Here is a 17807-nt window from a genome sequence, read left to right as displayed (position 1 = left end):
CGTTCTGCAGCGTCGTCTGGAAGACGCTGTCGGCGGCCTCGGTCCCGGGATAGACGTCCTGGATCATCGACAGCAGCCGGTCGGTCCCCGAACGGGGGAGGCCGGCGACGTAGACGCCCGCGTCCAGCTTGTGGAAGACGTTCACACGTCCCGGCGCGACGATGCGAACGGCGTACGGGAGAGTGCTGGTCTCACCCACCGTGATCGTCTCGTCGTCGAGCGCCAGGCCGACGGTGCGCTTGAACGTGATCGCCCCCGCGCACGAGGCGGGGCAGATCAGCACCGCCTGCCCGGCCCGGAGATGGGGCGCGACGACGTCGGCCAGGTGTTCGGTGCTGTACGCCGGCCCGACCAGCACCAGCAGCTCGGCTCCGTCGAGCGCCATCTCGACGTCGTGGCCGGAGTAGGCGATCTCGGCGAAGCCCTCGATCTCACCCGTCGCGTGGATCCCGCCGGCGGCCGCGACCGCTGCCACCTGGTCCGGGAAGTCAGGAATGTCGAGCAGTCGCACGGTGTGGCCGTGGATCGCGAAGTCGAAGGCGGTCGCGAGCCCGCCGTTCCCGGAACCCACGACGGTGACGTTCATGGCGCCACCCTAGCCGCGTGCTCACGGCTGCCCGGGAGTCCTGTCTCCCGGCGGGCTGACCACGCAGACGCCGGTCGCGGTCGTCGGGTTGCCTGCCAGGTCGACGGCCGTCGCGGTCACGGTGTAGGTGCGGTCCCGGCCGCGGGGGGCGAGCTCGGCACGGACCCACACCCGGCCGTCGACGACGCGCACGTTGCCCGGCTCCCCGTCCGCCGGCGAGGCCGACACCCGGACGTCCACGACGCCGGAGCCGCTGTCGGCCGCGACCACCTCGGCGATCGGGACGAAGCGGTGGTCCGGAGGCCAGATGCGGCAGCCCTCCTCAGGCAGGCCGGAGACCGTCGGGTCGGTCCGGTCGATCTTCACCTCGACCGTCCGCTCGGGCTCGGCGTTGCCGAGCAGGTCGACTGCCCGGTACGTCACGAGGTACCGACCTTCCCCGGTGAACGTCAACGAGGTCCGGGCGCCGGGCCGCACGAACGCCGTACCCGGTACCGAGCCGTCCACGGCCCGGACCTGCGCCCGGAGCTCCTTCACCCCGACCAGGTCGTCCTCGGCGGTCAGGGACACGGTGACGTCCCCGCGGTTCCAGCCGGCATCGTTGGACTGGGGGCTGAGCGTCGCGGTCGTGGTGGGCGGCGTGGTGTCGGCCGGAGGCGGGTACGGCGGGCGGGGCACCTGACCGATCCCGGTGTAGTCGACGGCGACCAGGTCGTGGCCGGGCAGGGCGCCCAGGGGCGCGAGGGCGGTGCGCTCCTGCCCGGTGGAGTCGAACCAGTACGGCCGGGTCTCGGCGGTGAGCGCCCGGTCGTGGGGGAGGGCGTAGTAGAGCCGCGCCGGTCGCCCCTCGAGCGCGCGGCCGTGGAGGTAGAGGATCAGGGCGTGCTCCATGTTGTGCAGCATGTTCTTGCCGAACGCGGACTTGCGCAGGTCGTTGTCCGCCGGGTCGCGGGCGACCCGGATGAACGTCTCGTGCACGGGCGACACGTGGTCGACGTAGCTGTCGAGGAAGAACCGGGTGCTCCGGGCAAGCCGGTCGGTGTTCGTGACCCCGTCGGTGAGGTCGACGGCGGCCAGCAGCTGGTCGGCCTCGTCGTGGATCCACCAGGTGCTGTCCGGCTCGACGGTCCCGGCCGTGAAGTTGCGCAGCCGCTGGTTCCAGCGACCGACGACGTCGTCCCACGCCAGGTCCAGCATGCGGGTCCGGTCCGGCACCAGCCCTGACCACGGGCGGTCCGCGAAGAGCTGGTTGGCGTTGTGGATCATCGCGTAGCTCTTGATGGTGTGCCCGAAGTCGGTCTGCAGCGCGCCGAGGTTCCCGACCCGCCCCGTCCGGCCCCAGAACATCCAGCGGTTCGCCGGAACCGTCGCGCCGTTGTGCTTGTGCCGGTCGATCAGTGCCTGGGTCACGTTCCGCAGGTCGGTGCGGAGCTGCCGGTTCCGGTCCGGGTCGCCCAGCAGCCCGATCGTCGGCAGCAGGAAGGCCGTGCCGGGGACCAGGTAGTTGGTGATGTCACCGCCGTTCCCACCCGTGTCGACCTCGGTGCTCAGCGTGTAGTCCATCGAGTCCTTCAGCCGGTTCGCGGCGGGGTCGTAGTACGGCCCGAAGACGAGGTCCCGGATCGCCAGCAGCTTCGCCTCCGCCTCGGGGTCACGGGTCGCGCTGACGTACATGGCGTACCCGAGGCCGACCGAGGCGAGGTCGAAGAGGTCCTTGTTCGCCTCGTCGTCGACCGGCTTGCCGGTCGCGTCCAGCTCGCCGAAGTAGCCGCCGTGGACGGGGTCCTCCAGCTTCGCCTCGATCCAGTCCAGCCCCGCCCGCGCATACGTCAGGTACCGCTCGTCGCCGGTGAGCATGAACGCCAGCGAGTAGCCGTAGACGCCGCGTCCGAGGGTGGAAGCGCCGCGATGGGTGAACGGCTCCGGGAGCAGCTCCCCGTCCGTGCCACGGAACGAGGGGAAGTTGCCCACCGGGTCGCCGAACGCCTCGGGCACCAGCCAGTACGGCATCAGCTCGTCGCGGTGGTGCGCCAGCCAGGTGTCGCTGCCGAGCACCGGCGGGAGGTCGGGGTCCGCCTCGGCCGCCGGCACGGGGGCCAGGACGAGCTGGGCGGACGCGAGGCTCGCGGCAGCGAGCAGGACGGCGGATCGTACGGCGCGCATCCCGAGGTGGGGGACCATGGCTCTACCCGGATCTGTGAGCGAAGGGTCGACGTCCACCACCACACCACGACCGTGCTCGGCTCCACCATGGCCCGTTGTGAGTGGCCCGTCGTGAGTGGCCCGATGTACGTGGCCCGTTGTGCGTAGCCCGGCTTGCCCGGCTCGCCGTCACCGGCTCGTCGTGGCGGTCCGGGCGGGCGGGCGCGTTCATCCGTGGGACCCCGAGGTGACGGTGACGGTCGGGTGCCGGCCGGCGTCCACGTCGTGGCGCGCGGTGACCGCGAACGGAGCGGTGACCACACGGCCGTCACCGAGCCGGAACTGCGCCCACAGGCGGTAGGTGCCCGGGGTGTCGAAGCGGGCGTGCAGGTCCAGGACGGGGCCGAACGTCGTGCCGGGGAGGGCGGTGACCGGGCGACCCTGGTCGTCGAAGGTCTCCGCGTGCCGGTGGGCGAACGTGTCCGCCCCCGCCTTCATCAGCACCACGTGTCCAGCGGCGCCGAGGTACGGCTGCACGTCGTCGACCGGCTCGCCGCTGCCGGCGTCGGAGAAGGCGAGGCGGAAGTCGCTGGTCTCGCCGACGACGGCGTCCCCGATCAGGTCGATCCGGGTCCCGTCGACCACGGCCACGCGGTCGACGTCGGGCACGACGTACCGCACCGGCTGCGGGCCGTCGACGGTCAGCTCGTGGGTGGTGAGCACATCGGCCATCTCGCCCTGCCGACGGAGCTCGGTGTGCAGGAGGAACCGCCCGGCGGTCGGGAAGGTCGCGGTCACCCGCAGCACGCCGGGGGTGCCCGTCGGCTCGGGGTGGAGGTGGGCGAAGGTGCCCAGGTCCTCGCGGGTGACGATCAGGTGCGTCCACACCTGGTGGGTGCGGACCAGGTCCGTCACCCGGTCGCCGGTCCCGGCGTCCCGCACGGTCACGGTCAGGGTCGTCGGACGCCCCGGTACGACGGGCCCGTCCGCGGCCAGGTCCACGTCGAGGCCGGCGTCGTGGGCGCCCACCGGCTCCACCTCGGCCTCCTCCATCACCGACATCGCGGGACGCATCGGCATCCCCATGCCCGCGGAGTACGCCAGCAGGCCGTTCGTGCCACGCTCGGCCCGGTCGGTACGGCTGGCCCAGGTGAAGGTGGCGCCGAGGGCCAGGGCGACGGCGGCGACGGTCACCAGGTAGGCGGGCTCGGAGATCCGGTCGCGGACGGTACGGCGTCGCAGGTCTGCCGCGTCCGCGGGCGGGGTGAACCGGCGCAGCCGGAGTGCGTTGGTGATGACGCTGACCGAGCTCATCGCCATCGCGGCGCTGGCCAGGACCGGGTCCAGGAGCAGGTGGTCCCACCAGTAGAACGCGCCGGCGGCGACCGGGACGAGCAGCACGTTGTAGCCGAACGCCCAGACCAGGCCCTGCTTGATCGTCGTGACGGTACGGCGGGACAGGGCGACGGCGGTCACGATGCTGCGCAGGTCGCCTCCGACGAGGGTGATGTCGGACGCGGCCACGGCGACGTCGGCCCCGGTGCCGATCGCGACGCCGACGTCGGCCTGCGCCAGTGCCGGGGCGTCGTTGATGCCGTCGCCGACCATGGCGACCACGTGGCCCTGCTCCTGCAGGTGCCGCACCCGCGCCGCCTTGTCCTCGGGCAGCACCTCGGCCAGGACGTGGTCGATGCCGACCCGGGCGGCGACGACCCGCGCGGTCGCGGCGTTGTCGCCGGTGACCATCCAGACCTCGAGGCCCAGTGCGCGCATCTGAGCGACCGCCTCGGCGGAGTCGGGCTTCGCGGCGTCCGTCACGACCAGCAGGCCGGCGAGGCAGCCGTCGACGGCGGCGTACATCGGGGTGCCGCCGTCGGTCGCCGCGGCCTCGGCAGCGCTTGCGAGCGGGGTGGTGTCGACGTCGCGGGCGCGCAGGTGCGCCCGGTTGCCGACCGCGAGCCGGCGGCCGTCGACGACTGCGTCGATGCCGTGACCGGGGACGGCGTCGAACCCCGACACCGGAGGGAGGTCCAGGCCGCGCTGTCGGGCGGCAGCGACCATCGCCTCGCCCACCGGGTGCTCGCTGCCCACCTCGGCAGCGGCGACGAGCCTCAGGAGGTCGTCGGCGTCCCAGCCCGGGGCAGTGTGGACGTCGGTGAGCTCGGGCCGGCCGCGGGTGATGGTCCCCGTCTTGTCGAGGACGACTGCCGTGACCCGGCGCGCCTGCTCCAGCGCCTCGCCGTCACTGATCAGGATGCCGTGCTCGGCGGCCTTGCCGGTGCCGACCATGACCGCGGTGGGCGTGGCCAGCCCGAGCGCGCACGGGCAGGCGATGATCAGCACCGCGACCGTGGTGCCGATGGCCAGCAGGAGCTGGTCGGGCTGCGGCCCGAACAGCGCCCAGGCGGCGAACGTGGCCGCGGCAGCCACCAGCACGGCGGGGACGAACCAGGCGGCGGCGGTGTCCGCCATCCGCTGCATCGGGGCGCGGCTGCCCTGCGCCTGCTCGACCAGCCGGACGATCTGCGCGAGCGCGGTGTCGGCCCCGACCGCGGTCACCCGCACGACCAGGGTGCCGGTCCGGTTGACGGTGGCGCCGATGACCTGCTCGCCGCCCTGCTTGTCGACCGGCACGCTCTCGCCGGTGAGCATCGACTCGTCGACCGCGGAGGAGCCCTCCACGACGATGCCGTCGACCGGCACCGTGTCGCCGGGCCGGACCCGGACGAGGTCGTCGACGCGCACCTCGGCGACGGGCACGTCGTGCTCGGTGCCATCGCGCAGCACCCGGGCCGTCGGTGGTGCGAGGTCCACGAGTGCGCGGACGGAGTCGGCGGTGCGTCGCTTGGCCCGCCCCTCCAGCCACCGACCGAGCAGGACCAGGGCGACGATGATCAGGCTGGTCTCGAAGTAGACGTGCAGCGGGAGGCGCCACCGCTCGGCCTGCGCGGGCCACAGGGTGACGAAGCTGCTGTAGAGGTAGGCGACGCCGGTGCCGAGCGCGACCAGCGTGTTCATGTTGACGGCCCGGTGCCGGGCCGCGGCCCAGGCGGCGGTGTAGATGCCGCCGCCCGCCCACACCTGCACGACCGTCGCGACCACGAAGATCGCCGGCATCAGCCAGTCCATGGTGTCCAGGCGGATCGGGACGTACATCACGGCCATCAGCCCCAGGCCGGTCGTCAACGCGACCTGCCACTTCCGCTTGAGCGAGCGCAGGTGGGCGTCCTGCCGGGCCTCCTGGGCGGCCCGGCCGGCCTCGACGTCCGGGCGGGCGACGTACGGCGCGGGGGCGGTGCTCGTGACCGCGGCCGACCGCGGCGGGGGCGGGGTCGTGACGGTGGCCGTGTAGCCGGCCCGCTCGACCGCAGCCACGAGGTCCGGGAGCTCGAGACGACCGGGCGCGTAGGTCACGGTCGCGGTCTCGCTGGCGAGGTTGACCGTGGCCGCAGCGACGCCGTCCAGGCGGTCGAGGGACTTCTGGACACGGCCCACGCAGGACGCGCAGGTCATGCCGCCGATCTCGACGGTGCACACCGCCTCCGCGGTCAGGGCGGTGCTGCTCGTGCGCGTTGCTGTGGTGGTCATCTCGGGCTCCCGGCTCGGGTGGAACGGATGCGGTGGAACGGATGGGATGGACGGGGGTTCGGCGTCGCTCAGGCGAGGTCGTAGCCCGCCTCGTGGACGGCAGCGGCGAGGTCGGCCTCGTCGAGCGGGTGGGTGCTGGTGACCTGCACCCGGCCAGCCGCGAGGTCGACGGCGACCGCCTCGACGCCCGGGATCGCGCCGATCTCGGTGGTGACCGCCCGCACGCAGTGGCCGCAGGTCATGCCGGCGACCCGGAAGTCGGCGGTGGTCTCGGTGGTGGTGGTCGTGGTCATGGCGTGTTCCTTCGGTGGTGGGTGGGCGTGGGATGTCGTTGCTCGGTCAGTGGCCGTGACCGTGGCCGTGGCCGTGGCCGTGGCCGTGACCGTGGCCGGCGGTGGCCGGGTCGTGGCGGGGGAGGAGCATGGCCGGCACCAGCAGCGCCACCAGGCCGGCGGCGATGCACCAGAACGCGTCCGGGTACCCGGCCACGAGGCCGGCGCGGGTGGTGATGTCCCCGGCCACGGCGGTGAGGGTGGCGACGCCGAGCGCGGCACCGACCTCGTGCCCGGTCATCATCAGCCCGGAGGCCAGCCCGGACTCCTCGTCGGGCACCTGGCTCATCGCGGCCACCGAGATCGCCACGAACATCGGCCCGACACCGGCGCCGAGCAGGGCGAACCCGGGCAGCACGTCGGCGAGGTACGTCGCCTCGGCGTCCACCTGGGCGAGCACCACCGCTCCGGCTGCGGAGACCAGCAGGCCGACGGCGATCAGCACGCGTGCGCCGAGTCGGGGAAGCAGGTGGGAGGCGATCGCCGCGAAGACGGTGATGAAGGCCGCGAGCGGCAGGAACTGCAGGCCGGTGACCACCGGCGAGGACCCCAGCACCTGCTGCAGGAACAGCGAGGTGAAGAAGATCGCGCCGACCACGGCGCCGGTGACCCCGGCCATGACCGTCGAGGCGGAGACCAGCGAGCGGACCCGCCACACGCGCGGCGGCACCAGCGGGGACGGCGTACGGCGCTCGAGGAGGGCGAAGCTGCCCAGCAGGACGCCGGCGACGGCGAGGACGGTGACCGTGGTGGCCGAGGCCCAGCCGTGGGTGCGGGTGGTCTCGACGCCGTAGACCAGGGTGACGAGACCGGCCACCAGCGTCGCCGCGCCCGGCAGGTCGAGTCGGCGACGGACGTCGGCCGCGGTGGCGCCTCGGGGGACGGCCCGCAGGGTGCCGGCGATGACGGCCACGCCGATCGGGACGTTGACGAAGAACACCGCGCGCCAGTCGAGCAGGCTGGTGAGCAGCCCGCCGAGCAGGACACCGACGGCGATGCCCATGCTGGCCACGGTGCCCCACACCGCCAGCGCCGTGGCGCGCTGCCGGCCGGCGTAGCTGGTCATCACGATCGACAGCGCAGCCGGGGTCAGGGCGGCGGCGCCGGCTCCCTGGCCGGCGCGGGCCGCGATCAGCGCCTCGGCGGACCCCGCGAGCCCGGACGCGAGGGACGCGAGGGTGAACAGCCCGAGGCCCGCGACGAAGAGCGCGCGCCGGTCGAGCAGGTCGCTGAGCCGGCCGCCGAACAGCAGCAGGCCGCCGCTGAGCAGGACGTAGGCGCTGACCGCCCACTGGTAGTCCGAGGACGACAGGTGCAGCGACGCGCCGATGCTGGGCAGCGCCACGTTCACGACGGAGACGTCGAGCACCACCATGAACTGGGCGGCGAGCATCAGCCCGAGCACGGTCCACGGCCGGCGCGCCTCCGGTGCCGCACCGGGGCCGGCCGCGTGACCGACCGCGTGACCGACCGGGTGACCGGCCGGGTGGCCGGCGGGGTGGCCGGCGGGCGAGCCCGGCGACTGGGTGTGGGTGGACATGATCCCTCCTGGAGGTCGAGGCCGGTCCGGTGTTGGACCGTGCACCTCAGCCTCGCCGCGGCGGGGTCCCCGTCGCGCCGGTGAAACCACCGGGCCTGCCCGGCGCCGGCCGTCGGCGGGGCCGGCGGGAGCGGGCTGCCCGAGCCGCGGGGCCCCGACCGCCGAGCGCGCACCCCGGTGATTTCGCCGGTCACCACCGGTGCCTTCCACCGCCCCGTGGGCCCGGTGCTGGCCGACGGACTCTCCCCGGGCGGGGTCCAGCTCCATTCCGGCCGCTACCGCCGGCCCGCCGACCTGCCGCAGGGTCCGGTGGTGGTCGTGGGCGCCGGGAACTCCGGCATGCCGATGGCCGCCGAGCTGGCCTCCGGCGAGCGGCCCCGTGCGGTCACCCTGGCGACCGGGACCACCGGGCCGCGGCTTCCGCAGCGGATCGCCGGCCGCGACCTGTTCTGGTGGCTGACCAGCCTCGGGCTGGTCACCCGGCCGGCCGACTCGTGGCTCGCCCGACGGGTACGGCGACGTGGAGAACTGGTCATCGGCGACTCGCTCGCCGACCTGCGGCGTGCCGGCGTCACCGTGCGTGCCGGAGGTCCTCGACGGCGCCGGGCAGGGGCGGCACACCCGGGGCGTCACGGAGGTCCCGGGCCGGTACTTCCGCGGCCTGCCCTGGCAGCACACCGGTGGCTCGGCACTCCTGGGCTTCGTCCGCCACGACGTCGGTTTCCTGGCCGCGGCCGTCGCCGCTCGGCGTGGCGGGGTCAGCGGGGAAGGGGTGAGTCGAACCCGACCGGCCGGAGCTGGGTCATCGCGGCCAGCTGTCGGGGAGTCGCCATCGGGACCTGGCTGAAGTCGCCCGCGTAGTAGCCGTCGTGCTGCCGCAGCGTCGCCGTGCAGGTGCCCTGCTCTTCCTCGATGGTGAACGACATCGGTCTCATCTCCCGGTCCTCGTCCCGGTACTGCTGTGCCGGAGTGAGTTCAGGCTGGCCCTGATACCCGGGTCGTCGGACCGGGAGAACCACCGGGTTTCGCCGGGACGGCGGGTCAGGGCTGCCGGGGCGGGTCCGCGACCAGGTCGGCGGTCGCCACCACCTCGGCGAACTCGCCGTGCAGGTTGGCTGCTGTCACCCGCATCAGCTCGTCGGCGGTCACCACGCCACCGTCGGGGCCGGTCCGGTCGAAGGTGTGGGTGGCGTCGAGGGCGAACAGCACCCGGTGCCCGAGGTTGCTGCCCATCCGTGCCGTGGTCTCGCAGCAGTGGTTGGTGGTGATCCCGCAGACCACGATGCCCTCGAGGTCCCGCCCCCGCAGCCAGGCGTCGAGGTCCGGGGTGCCGAGGAACGCGGAGTTCACGGACTTGGTCACCAACAGGTCCGGGTCGGGCGCCAGGTAGTCCTTCAGCCGGTTGCCGGGGGACCTCGGGTGCAGGGGCGACCCGGGGTCCGTCGAGTCGTGCCGCACGTAGACCAGCGGCCGGCCGTGCCCCGCCCAGGCGCGCACCAGCGCGGCGATGTTGGCGTCGCAGGCGTCGTTGTTGCGGAGACCCCACCACGGGTCGTCGAACCCCTGCTGGGCGTCGACGACCACGAGGGCCAGGCGGTCGAGGTTCTCGGGCATGGCGGCGACAGTACGGCGCCCGGCCCGGCCGGTCACGCGATCCGGCGCAAACCCCGGTGGTTTCGCCGGTGCCGGCCGGCCACGACCCGAGGGTGGTGCCACCGACTCCAACGAGACCGGAGGAACCATGCGCACCAGCACCGACCGCACCGTCCTGACCATCTGCCGGGCCACCCCCGAGGACGCTGGCGGTTCTACGAGCGGCTGGGCGCTTCCGTCCGCACCAAGGGGATCGCCGGCTGGGGCGCCGCGGCGTACGCCGACCACGCCCGCCGGGCCCAGGCGGTTCCGGGCGGGGGACCGCCGGGGTTGCGCCGAAAGCGAATCCGCTCTCGGCAGCGCCGCCTTGGCCGGCCCGCCGGCCCTCGCGAGGGTGGGCGCATGACCACCACCTACGCAGCGCGGGCCATGGACGAGGAGCTGGGCCGCCGACTGCTGCACCACCGCATCCTCGTGCTGGGAGAGGCGCTCGAGCAGGAGAACGGGAACCGGCTGATGCAGCAGCTGCTCCTGCTCTCCGCCGAGGACTCCCGGGCCGACATCAGCCTCTGGATCAACTCGCCCGGCGGCTCGGTGCCGGCGATGCTCGCCATCCACGACGTGATGCAGCTGATCCCCAACGACGTGAGCACGCTGGCGATGGGACTGGCCTGCAGCGCGGGACAGTTCCTGCTCTCGGCCGGCACGCCGGGCAAGCGGTTCGCGCTGCCGCACTCACGGGTGCTGCTGCACCAGGGCTCGGCAGGCATCAGCGGCACCGCGATGGACATCGAGATCCAGGCCGACGACCTGCGGCACACCCGCGACACCGTGCTCGGACTGATCGCGGAGCACACCGGCCAGCCGCTGGACACGGTGGAGGCCGACTCGCGGAGGGACCGCTGGTTCACCGCCGAGGAGGCCCGGTCCTACGGCTTCGTCGACAAGGTCATCAGCCGGATGGAGGACGTCGTGCCGCACGACGGGCGCCGGGTCGGCCTCGGGAGGACGGCATGAGCACCTACACGATCCCGTACGTCGTGCAGCAGACCACCCGCGGCGGCGAGCGCACCCTCGACCTCTACTCCCGGCTGCTGGCCGACCGGATCGTCTACATCGGCACCGAGATCGACGACGGCGTGGCCAACGCGGTGATCGCGCAGCTGCTGCACCTGGCCTCGGAGAGTGCCGACGCGCCGGTCCAGCTCTACGTCAACTCGCCGGGCGGCTCGGTGTCGGCGACGCTCGCGATCTACGACGCGATGCAGTTCGTGGCGCCGTCGGTGCACACCACCTGCGTGGGCCGGGCGGAGTGGACCGCGGCCGTGCTGCTCGCCGGCGGGGAGCCGGGGAGGCGCACGATGCTGCCGCACAGCAGCGTGGTGCTGCACCAGCCGGCAGCCCAGGGCCGGGGCACGGTGCCGGACCTGATCCTCCAGGCCGACGAGATCGCCCGGGTGCGCACGCTGCTCGAGGACGTGCTGGCCCGGCACACCGGCCGCACCGCCCGGCAGGTCCGCGAGGACACCGACCGCAGCCTGGTGCTGCCGGGGCAGGCGGCGGTCGACTACGGCATCGCCGACGCGGTGCTCAGCTCGGCGCCGGGGCTCGACGGAGCGCCCGTGGGCTGACCGGGTCCGTGGGTTGACCCGGCCGGGCGCTCGGGGGCAGGTCGGGCTCAGGCGCTGAGGCAGAGCGGCCCGCGCTGGACCGGGCCGCCAGGCGCCCGGCTCGAGCCGCCGGGACGTCCCGCCGGCCCGGGTCGGGCGGCCAGGCCGAGCACGGTCACGGGGCCGAGCACGCTCCGCGCCACCCGCAGCGCCAGGTCGCCGAGAGTCAGGCCGACCGCTCCGGCAACCGCCGCCAGCATCTCCGACGACGGGTCCTTCAGGCCGCGCTCGACCTCGGAGAGGTACTGCGGGGAGATGCCGGCACGCTCGGCCACGTCCGCCAGCCGCTCCCCGCGACGAACCCGCTCCTCGCGCAGGTGCGCACCGAGCAGCTCGCGCCACAGCGGGTCACCGGCCGGTGGCGGCGACGTCGGAGCCGGGCCGGCGGTGGGGCGGGAGGTGCGATGGACCGGGAAGTCGACGGTGTCGCCCATGAGCCGATGCTAGGGCGGCAGACCATCCGGGCCGCCGTCGTTCCGCTCAGGGCAGAACCCGCCGGCTCAGCGCGCGTCGCGCGCGGCCCGCCGACGGGCACCCTGTGCCCGGGACGACGCGTCCCGCTTCGCGCCCGTCGTCCTCGTCGAGGCCCGCGAGCTCGGCGGGGTCGGTCCAGCCCACCAGCAGCTCCGGCTCGGTGAGCGAGCCGCGGACCGCCCGGTTCATCGGACGGCTCCCTCCACGCGGCGATCCGTCGTCGCCGCGGACGCGTTTGCCGGCCGGGACGTTGCCACCGGGGAGCGCGGGCGTGGTCACCCGAGTCGCGGGAATCGCGTGACCTGCGCGCCGGTGGCCCGTGCGTCAGGGGCCGGGACGGGCCACGCTGGGACGGTGACGGACGCGCCCGGGGACGACACCCGGCGGGAGACGGTGACGCTGCTGCTGTGCGGTGACGTGATGCTCGGGCGTGGCATCGACCAGATCCTGGGACATCCGGGCGACCCCCTCCTCATCGAGGGCTACGTCCGCGACGCGCGCCAGTACGTCGCGCTGGCCGAGGAGGCGTCCGGGCCGGTCCCGTACCCCGTCGACGACACCTGGCCGTGGGGAGCGGCGCTGGCGGAGATCGAGCATCCCCGGCCCGACGCGTTCGTCCTGAACCTGGAGACCGGGGTGACCCGCTGCTCCGACTTCGTGCCCGGGAAGGGCATCCACTACCGCATGGACCCCGGCAACCTCGGCTGCCTCCTCGCGGCGCGACCCGACGTCGTCGTCGTGGCGAACAACCACGTCATGGACTTCGGGCGGCGCGGGCTGGACGAGACGCTCCGGACGCTCTCGGGCGCCGGGCTGGTCACCGTCGGCGCCGGGCCCGACCGCGACGTCGCCGGGACGCCGGCGGTGGTCGCCGTCGACGGGCAGCGGGCCGTGGCGGTGCTCGCCGCCGGCCACGAGAGCAGCGGTGTCCCCGCCTCCTGGGCCGCCACCGCCGACCGTCCCGGCGTGGCCTTCCTCCCCGACCTGTCCTCGCGGACCGCCGCGTCCGTGGCCGCCGCGGTCCGGGCCCAGAAGCAGCGCGGCGCCATTGTGGTCGTCTCGCTGCACTGGGGGTCGAACTGGGGGTACGACGTCGCGCGGCGCCAGGTGCGCTTTGCCCACTGGCTGGTGGACGCCGGCGCTGACGTCGTGCACGGCCACTCCTCGCACCACCCTCGCCCGATGGAGGTCTACGCAGGAAGGCTCGTCCTCTACGGTTGCGGCGACTTCGTCAACGACTACGAGGGGATCCGCGGCCACGAGGAGTACCGCGGCGACCTGCGCCTGCTCTACCGGGTCCGGCTGTCCGCCGACGGCGCGCTGGCGGGTGCCGAGCTGGTGCCGTTCCGGTCCCGGCGCCTGAGGCTGGAGCCGGTGGCACCGTCCGACGTGCGGTGGCTGGCGTCCGTCCTCGACGGGCAGAGCCGCAGGTACGGCGTCCGGGTGCGCCCGACTCCCGAGGGGCTCCTGGTGCTGGAGTGAATACCGGCGGCGCCGGTGGGTACGCGCCCGACGGAGGTGCCCCATGTCCCGTCCTACGCCCGTCGTCGCCGCAGCAGCACTCGCCCTTCTCGTCGCAGGCTCCACCGCGTCCGCGGTCACCGCCTCCGGTGAGGTCGCCCGAGCGGAGGAGGCGAGAAGACCGGCACCGGGCGGTCCGGGAGAGAAGACCGTGTGGACCGAGGCGGACAAGACCGGCTTCGGCACCGCCGCAACCCGGCGCAGCAACGTCTGGTTCACGCTGCAGCAGGGGCGGACCAGCGAGGTGTTCTACCCCGACCTGTCCACCCCGAGCGTGCGCAACCTCGAGCTGGTGGTGACCGACGGCGCCACCTTCACCGACCGCGAGTCGACCGACATGCGGCACCGGGTCCGCCGGCCGGACGCACGCAGCCTCGGCTTCACGCAGGTCAACACGGCGAGGTCGGGGAAGTACCGCCTCACCAAGCGGCTGGTCACCGACCCGGCCCGCGACGCGCTGCGCATGCGGGTGCGGCTCACCTCGCTCGACGGGGGCAGGTACCAGCTCTACGTGCTGCACGACCCGGCCCTCGGCAACGACGGCTCCGACGACCGCGGCCGCACCCCCGGCCACGCCCTCGTCGCCGAGGACGGGCAGGCGGGCACCGCGCTGATCTCCCGACCGGCCTTCACCGCCACCTCGAACGGCTACCTCGGCGAGTCCGACGGCTGGACCGACCTGGCCGGGGACCACCGGCTCGACCACCGGTACGCCAGCGCGGGGCCCGGCAACCTCGTGCAGACCGGACGGGTCGGCGGCGTGACCGGACGGCCCGATCACCGGGACGCGACGGTCACGCTCGGCTTCGGCGGCGACGCGGCGACCGCCCGCGGCACGGCGCGAGCTGCCGCGGCCTCGCCCTTCGGAGGCACCGCGACCCGCTACCACCGCGGCTGGCACCGGTACCTCTCGTCGCTGCGCGCGGTGCCCGGCAGTGCGGCGGCCGTGCGCCGGCAGTACCTCGCGTCCGCGCTGGTGCTCGCGGCCGCCGAGGACAAGCTCCACCCCGGGGCCATCGTCGCCTCGCCGTCCGCGCCCTGGGTGTGGGGCGACGAGGTCGACGGGCTGTCGTCACCGTCGGGTGCCTACCACCTGGTGTGGTCGCGCGACGCCTACCAGTTCGGCACCGCGCTGTGGGCCCAGGGCGACCGGGCCCGCGCCCGCCGGGTCGTGGACTGGCTGTTCTCGGTGCAGCAGAAGCCGGACGGGTCCTTCCCGCAGAACTCGACGGTCGGGGGACAGCCCGTCTGGGGCGAGCTGCAGCTCGACGAGGTCGCCCTGCCGATCGTGCTGGCCCACCTGGTCGGCCGCGACGACGGCACGACGTACGCCGGGGTGAAGAAGGCCGCCGACTTCCTCGCCGGGTTCGTCGACGAGGAGACCGGTCGGGCGGCGCCGTACTCCCCGCAGGAGCGGTGGGAGAACCAGTCCGGCTACTCCCCGAACTCGATCGCGGCGCAGATCGCCGGCCTGGTCTGCGCTGCGGACCTGGCGCGGCGCAACGGCGACGACGCGTCCGCCGAGCGCTGGCTGGCCCTGGCCGACGAGTGGCAGTCCAGGGTGCCGGACTGGACGGTCACGTCGACGGGCCCGCTCAGCGACGACCCGTACTTCCTGCGGCTCACCAAGGACGGGGACCCCGACGCGGGCACGACGTACGGCATCGGTGACGGAGGCCCGTCCGCGGTCGACCAGCGCCGTGTCGTCGACCCGAGCTTCCTCGACCTTGTCCGCTACGGCATCGAGCCCCCGGACGACCCGGCCGTCCGCAACACCCTCGGCGTGGTGGACCGCGACCTGCGCGTGCGGACGCCGAACGGCCCGTTCTGGCACCGGTTCAGCTTCGACGGCTACGGCGAGACGCGCGACGGCGGCCAGTGGGACATCACCGAGCCGGACACCGGGACGACGCTCGGGCGCGGGTGGCCGCTGCTGACCGGCGAGCGCGGCGAGTACGTCGTCACCCGAGGGGGCGACGCGGCCCGCTACCTGCGCACGATGGCCCGCTCGGCCGGCCCGTCCGACCTGATCGCCGAGCAGGTCTGGGACGGGCGGCCCCCGACCGGACGTCCGTGCTGTCCAGCCGGGGAGGGGACCCGGTCCGCCACGCCGCTGGTCTGGTCGCACGCCGGCCTCGTGCGGCTGGCGTGGACGATGCAGCGTGGCCGGCCGGTCGACCAGCAGGCGGTCGTGGCCGACCGCTACCTCCGGTGACCTGACGGGGCGGCCCCGACCAGCGCCAGCCAGGCGCCCAGCTCCGCATGGGCGGCGCTGCCCGAGCGGTACCCGACGTGGCCGTCCGGCCGCACCGCGACCATCCCGGCGCCCGGCCAGTCGTCGATCCGGTGGGCGGTGACCCGGGGCCCGAGAAGCCCGGGGTCCACGCGGGCGTCCCCGTCGAGCAGCAGGTGGATGCCGGGGGCCGCGGTGAGGTCGTGCAGCCGCGTACGGCGACCCTGGGAGGTCACCTCCTGGTCGGGCAGCCGGTCGCCGGGACGCGGTCCGCGCAGCCGCGGGGTCCCGGTCCGGGACAGCGGGCTGCTGCGGTACCGCACCCAGCGCTGGGACAGCAGGGCCACGACGGCGGCCATCAGGTGCGGCTGGCGCATCAGGGTCGGGAGCGCTGGGGCCACGAGCGGCACGAGGGTGCCGCGGAGCAGGGAGGGGAGCGGGTGCGACGAGGCCTCCGCGAAGAAGACCGCGTGCGTGAGCGCCAGCGCCTGCCCGGCGGCCGGCCGGCGCTCGAGGTCGTAGGAGTCCAGCAGCGAGGGGTGCTCCGACCCGTCGGCCCAGGCGAGCTTCCAGCCCAGGTTGACCGCGTCCACGATGCCCGTGTTCATCCCCTGGGCCGCGGCCGGCGAGTGGGTGTGGGCGGCGTCCCCGGCGACGAAGAAGGGTCCGGCGCGGAACGACCCGGCGAGCCGGTGCTGCAGCCGGATGCGGGCGGACCACGCCAGGTCACCGATCCGCACGGCGAGCCCGGACTCGTCGAGCAGCCGCTGGACCTCGGGGGCGGGCACCGTCCCGCCCGGCTGGCCGTACGGCGCGTCGCGGGGGCCGGCGGGCCGCGTGGCGAGGAGCCGCCACGCGGCGCCCTCGCCGAGCGCGAACAGGAACACCAGTCCCGGCCGCCCGGCCGCGACGTGCAGCGTGTCGGGCGCCAGGTGGCCGTCGAGATCCAGATCGGCGAGGATCACCTCCTCGCGGTAGGGACGCCCCCGCCAGGCGATGCCGGCGATCCTGCGGACCAGGCTGTCCGGACCGTCGCAGCCCGCGACGTACCGGCACCGGGACTGCTCGAGGGCTCCGTCCGACCGCAACGTCGCGTGCACCCGGTCGCCGTCCACCGCGGCGTCGGTGAGCTCCACCCCACGCTCCACCCCGACCCCGCGCCGGGCCAGGGCGGCGGCCAGCACCTCCTCGACGTCCGCCTGGCGGACCAGGGTCAGGTGCGGGTAGGCCGTGTCCCGCAGCGCGACGTCCGCGAGCGCGGCCCGCACGGTCCGGTCGCCCAGGTGGAGCTCGGCCCGCGGGGCCCGGTCCCCGCGGTCGAGGAGCTCCTCGGTGACGCCGAGGGGTCGCAGGACCTCCAGGGTCCGGGAGTGCACGACCATCGCCCGGGAGGGGCGGAATGCGTCGGGCCTGCGTTCGACGACCCGGACCCGGGCGCCGTGGGCGTGGGCCTGCAGCGCGGTGGTGAGACCCGTGGGCCCGGCCCCGACCACGAGCACGTCCGGCTCGAGGCTCATGCCGCCACGACCGGACGCCACCACGCGTCGGGCTCGGGTGGGTCGCACCCCTCGAGGACGGCGGGGTCGGCGAGCACCTCGTCCCGGCGCAGGCCCGGGAGCACGCGGTAGTCGATCGAGCCCGGTTCGCTCACCAGCTCCAGGACCCGCCACAACGAGCGTGCGTAGTGCTCGGCGCGCTCCGCCCCGTCCCACTCGTAGAACCCGCGGTAGCGGCGGCGCTCGTCGTGCGCCAGCCACAGCTTGGACGCGAAGCCCGGGAACCCGACGAACAGTGGTGTGTTCAGGATGCTCTCCCGTCGGAACCAGAGGTGCCCCCGGCCGCGGACCGCCCGGAGCCGGAACGAGACGACGAGCACGCACGGGTCGGAGGCGCCGCGCACGGCGGCCGTCTCACGGTAGACCCGGCCGGTGCTGCCGTCGGCGAACCGGATCCGCCGGCCGACGCTGCCACGCGGCCACCGGATGTCGCCCCGCCGGAGCATCCCGACCGTGGCGAGGGCGCACCGCAGCACACCTCGCCAGGCGACCGGCCGTGGCAACGGCCCTGCGGCTCCCGGTGCCGGTCGCCGCGGGCGGAGCGGTACGTCCCCGGTCATCCTCGACGTCCT

Annotated in this window: 14 protein-coding genes and 1 pseudogene; 4 read left to right on the top strand and 11 right to left on the bottom strand. The window is 74.4% G+C overall.

Annotation, left to right across the window (positions count from 1 at the left end; genetic code table 11):
* The 7 genes and pseudogenes from EKO23_RS21235 to EKO23_RS21210 all read right to left on the bottom strand — a co-directional run.
* Positions 1–586 (bottom strand): annotated as a pseudogene (locus EKO23_RS21235) (NAD/NADP-dependent octopine/nopaline dehydrogenase family protein); the annotation flags it as partial.
* 21 nt (positions 587–607) lie between these two features.
* Positions 608–2767: an AGE family epimerase/isomerase gene (locus EKO23_RS21230; protein ID WP_134720469.1), complete on the bottom strand. Its 2160-nt coding sequence runs from the start codon at positions 2765–2767 to the stop codon at positions 608–610.
* Positions 2768–2956: 189 nt separating this feature from the next.
* The gene (locus EKO23_RS21225; RefSeq protein WP_134720467.1) at positions 2957–6316 is read right to left on the bottom strand and encodes a heavy metal translocating P-type ATPase; all 3360 of its coding nucleotides are present in this window, start codon (positions 6314–6316) and stop codon (positions 2957–2959) included.
* A gap of 68 nt (positions 6317–6384) precedes the next feature.
* Positions 6385–6609 carry a heavy-metal-associated domain-containing protein gene (locus EKO23_RS21220; RefSeq protein ID WP_134720465.1) on the bottom strand — a complete coding sequence of 75 codons (225 nt, stop codon included), beginning with the start codon at positions 6607–6609 and terminating at the stop codon, positions 6385–6387.
* Between the two features lie 46 nt (positions 6610–6655).
* The gene (locus tag EKO23_RS21215; RefSeq protein ID WP_134720463.1) at positions 6656–8188 is read right to left on the bottom strand and encodes a DHA2 family efflux MFS transporter permease subunit; all 1533 of its coding nucleotides are present in this window, start codon (positions 8186–8188) and stop codon (positions 6656–6658) included.
* Positions 8189–8946: 758 nt separating this feature from the next.
* The gene (locus EKO23_RS25465) at positions 8947–9114 is read right to left on the bottom strand and encodes a hypothetical protein (protein ID WP_167880584.1); all 168 of its coding nucleotides are present in this window, start codon (positions 9112–9114) and stop codon (positions 8947–8949) included.
* A gap of 115 nt (positions 9115–9229) precedes the next feature.
* Positions 9230–9802 carry a cysteine hydrolase family protein gene (locus tag EKO23_RS21210; protein ID WP_134720461.1) on the bottom strand — a complete coding sequence of 191 codons (573 nt, stop codon included), beginning with the start codon at positions 9800–9802 and terminating at the stop codon, positions 9230–9232.
* Positions 9803–10183: 381 nt separating this feature from the next.
* Between EKO23_RS21210 and EKO23_RS21205 the strand changes: the two genes are divergently transcribed.
* Positions 10184–10798, top strand: coding sequence for a ClpP family protease (locus tag EKO23_RS21205; protein ID WP_134720459.1), 615 nt, complete (start codon positions 10184–10186; stop codon positions 10796–10798).
* Positions 10795–11412, top strand: coding sequence for a ClpP family protease (locus EKO23_RS21200; RefSeq protein ID WP_134720457.1), 618 nt, complete (start codon positions 10795–10797; stop codon positions 11410–11412). The genes EKO23_RS21205 and EKO23_RS21200 overlap by 4 nt, the downstream gene beginning before the upstream one ends.
* 47 nt (positions 11413–11459) lie before the next feature.
* On the opposite strand, the gene EKO23_RS21195 is transcribed toward EKO23_RS21200, so the two are convergent.
* Together EKO23_RS21195 and EKO23_RS21190 are read right to left on the bottom strand one after the other, a co-directional pair.
* On the bottom strand, positions 11460–11885 hold the full coding sequence (locus EKO23_RS21195) for a helix-turn-helix domain-containing protein (protein ID WP_134720455.1): 426 nt from the start codon (positions 11883–11885) through the stop codon (positions 11460–11462).
* Between the two features lie 46 nt (positions 11886–11931).
* The gene (locus EKO23_RS21190) at positions 11932–12114 is read right to left on the bottom strand and encodes a hypothetical protein (RefSeq protein ID WP_134720453.1); all 183 of its coding nucleotides are present in this window, start codon (positions 12112–12114) and stop codon (positions 11932–11934) included.
* Between the two features lie 165 nt (positions 12115–12279).
* On the opposite strand from EKO23_RS21190, the gene EKO23_RS21185 reads away from it, so the two are divergent.
* Positions 12280–13407 carry a CapA family protein gene (locus tag EKO23_RS21185; RefSeq protein ID WP_217702741.1) on the top strand — a complete coding sequence of 376 codons (1128 nt, stop codon included), beginning with the start codon at positions 12280–12282 and terminating at the stop codon, positions 13405–13407.
* Between the two features lie 43 nt (positions 13408–13450).
* Entirely contained in the window at positions 13451–15661 is a 2211-nt protein-coding gene (locus EKO23_RS21180) for a glycoside hydrolase family 15 protein (RefSeq protein ID WP_134720451.1), read from the top strand.
* Here EKO23_RS21180 and EKO23_RS21175 read toward each other — a convergent pair.
* Positions 15649–17196: an FAD-dependent monooxygenase gene (locus EKO23_RS21175; protein ID WP_134720449.1), complete on the bottom strand. Its 1548-nt coding sequence runs from the start codon at positions 17194–17196 to the stop codon at positions 15649–15651. The two genes, EKO23_RS21180 and EKO23_RS21175, sit on opposite strands and share 13 nt — an antisense overlap.
* Entirely contained in the window at positions 17193–17795 is a 603-nt protein-coding gene (locus tag EKO23_RS21170) for a hypothetical protein (protein ID WP_134720447.1), read from the bottom strand. Before EKO23_RS21170 ends, EKO23_RS21175 begins: the two co-directional genes overlap by 4 nt.
* Positions 17796–17807 lie beyond the last annotated feature (12 nt).

This window comes from Nocardioides guangzhouensis, assembly GCF_004519545.1.
Taxonomy (GTDB): Bacteria; Actinomycetota; Actinomycetes; order Propionibacteriales; family Nocardioidaceae; genus Nocardioides; species Nocardioides guangzhouensis.
Note: the sequence above shows the minus strand (reverse complement) of the source record. Positions and strands in the feature narration are given on the sequence as shown.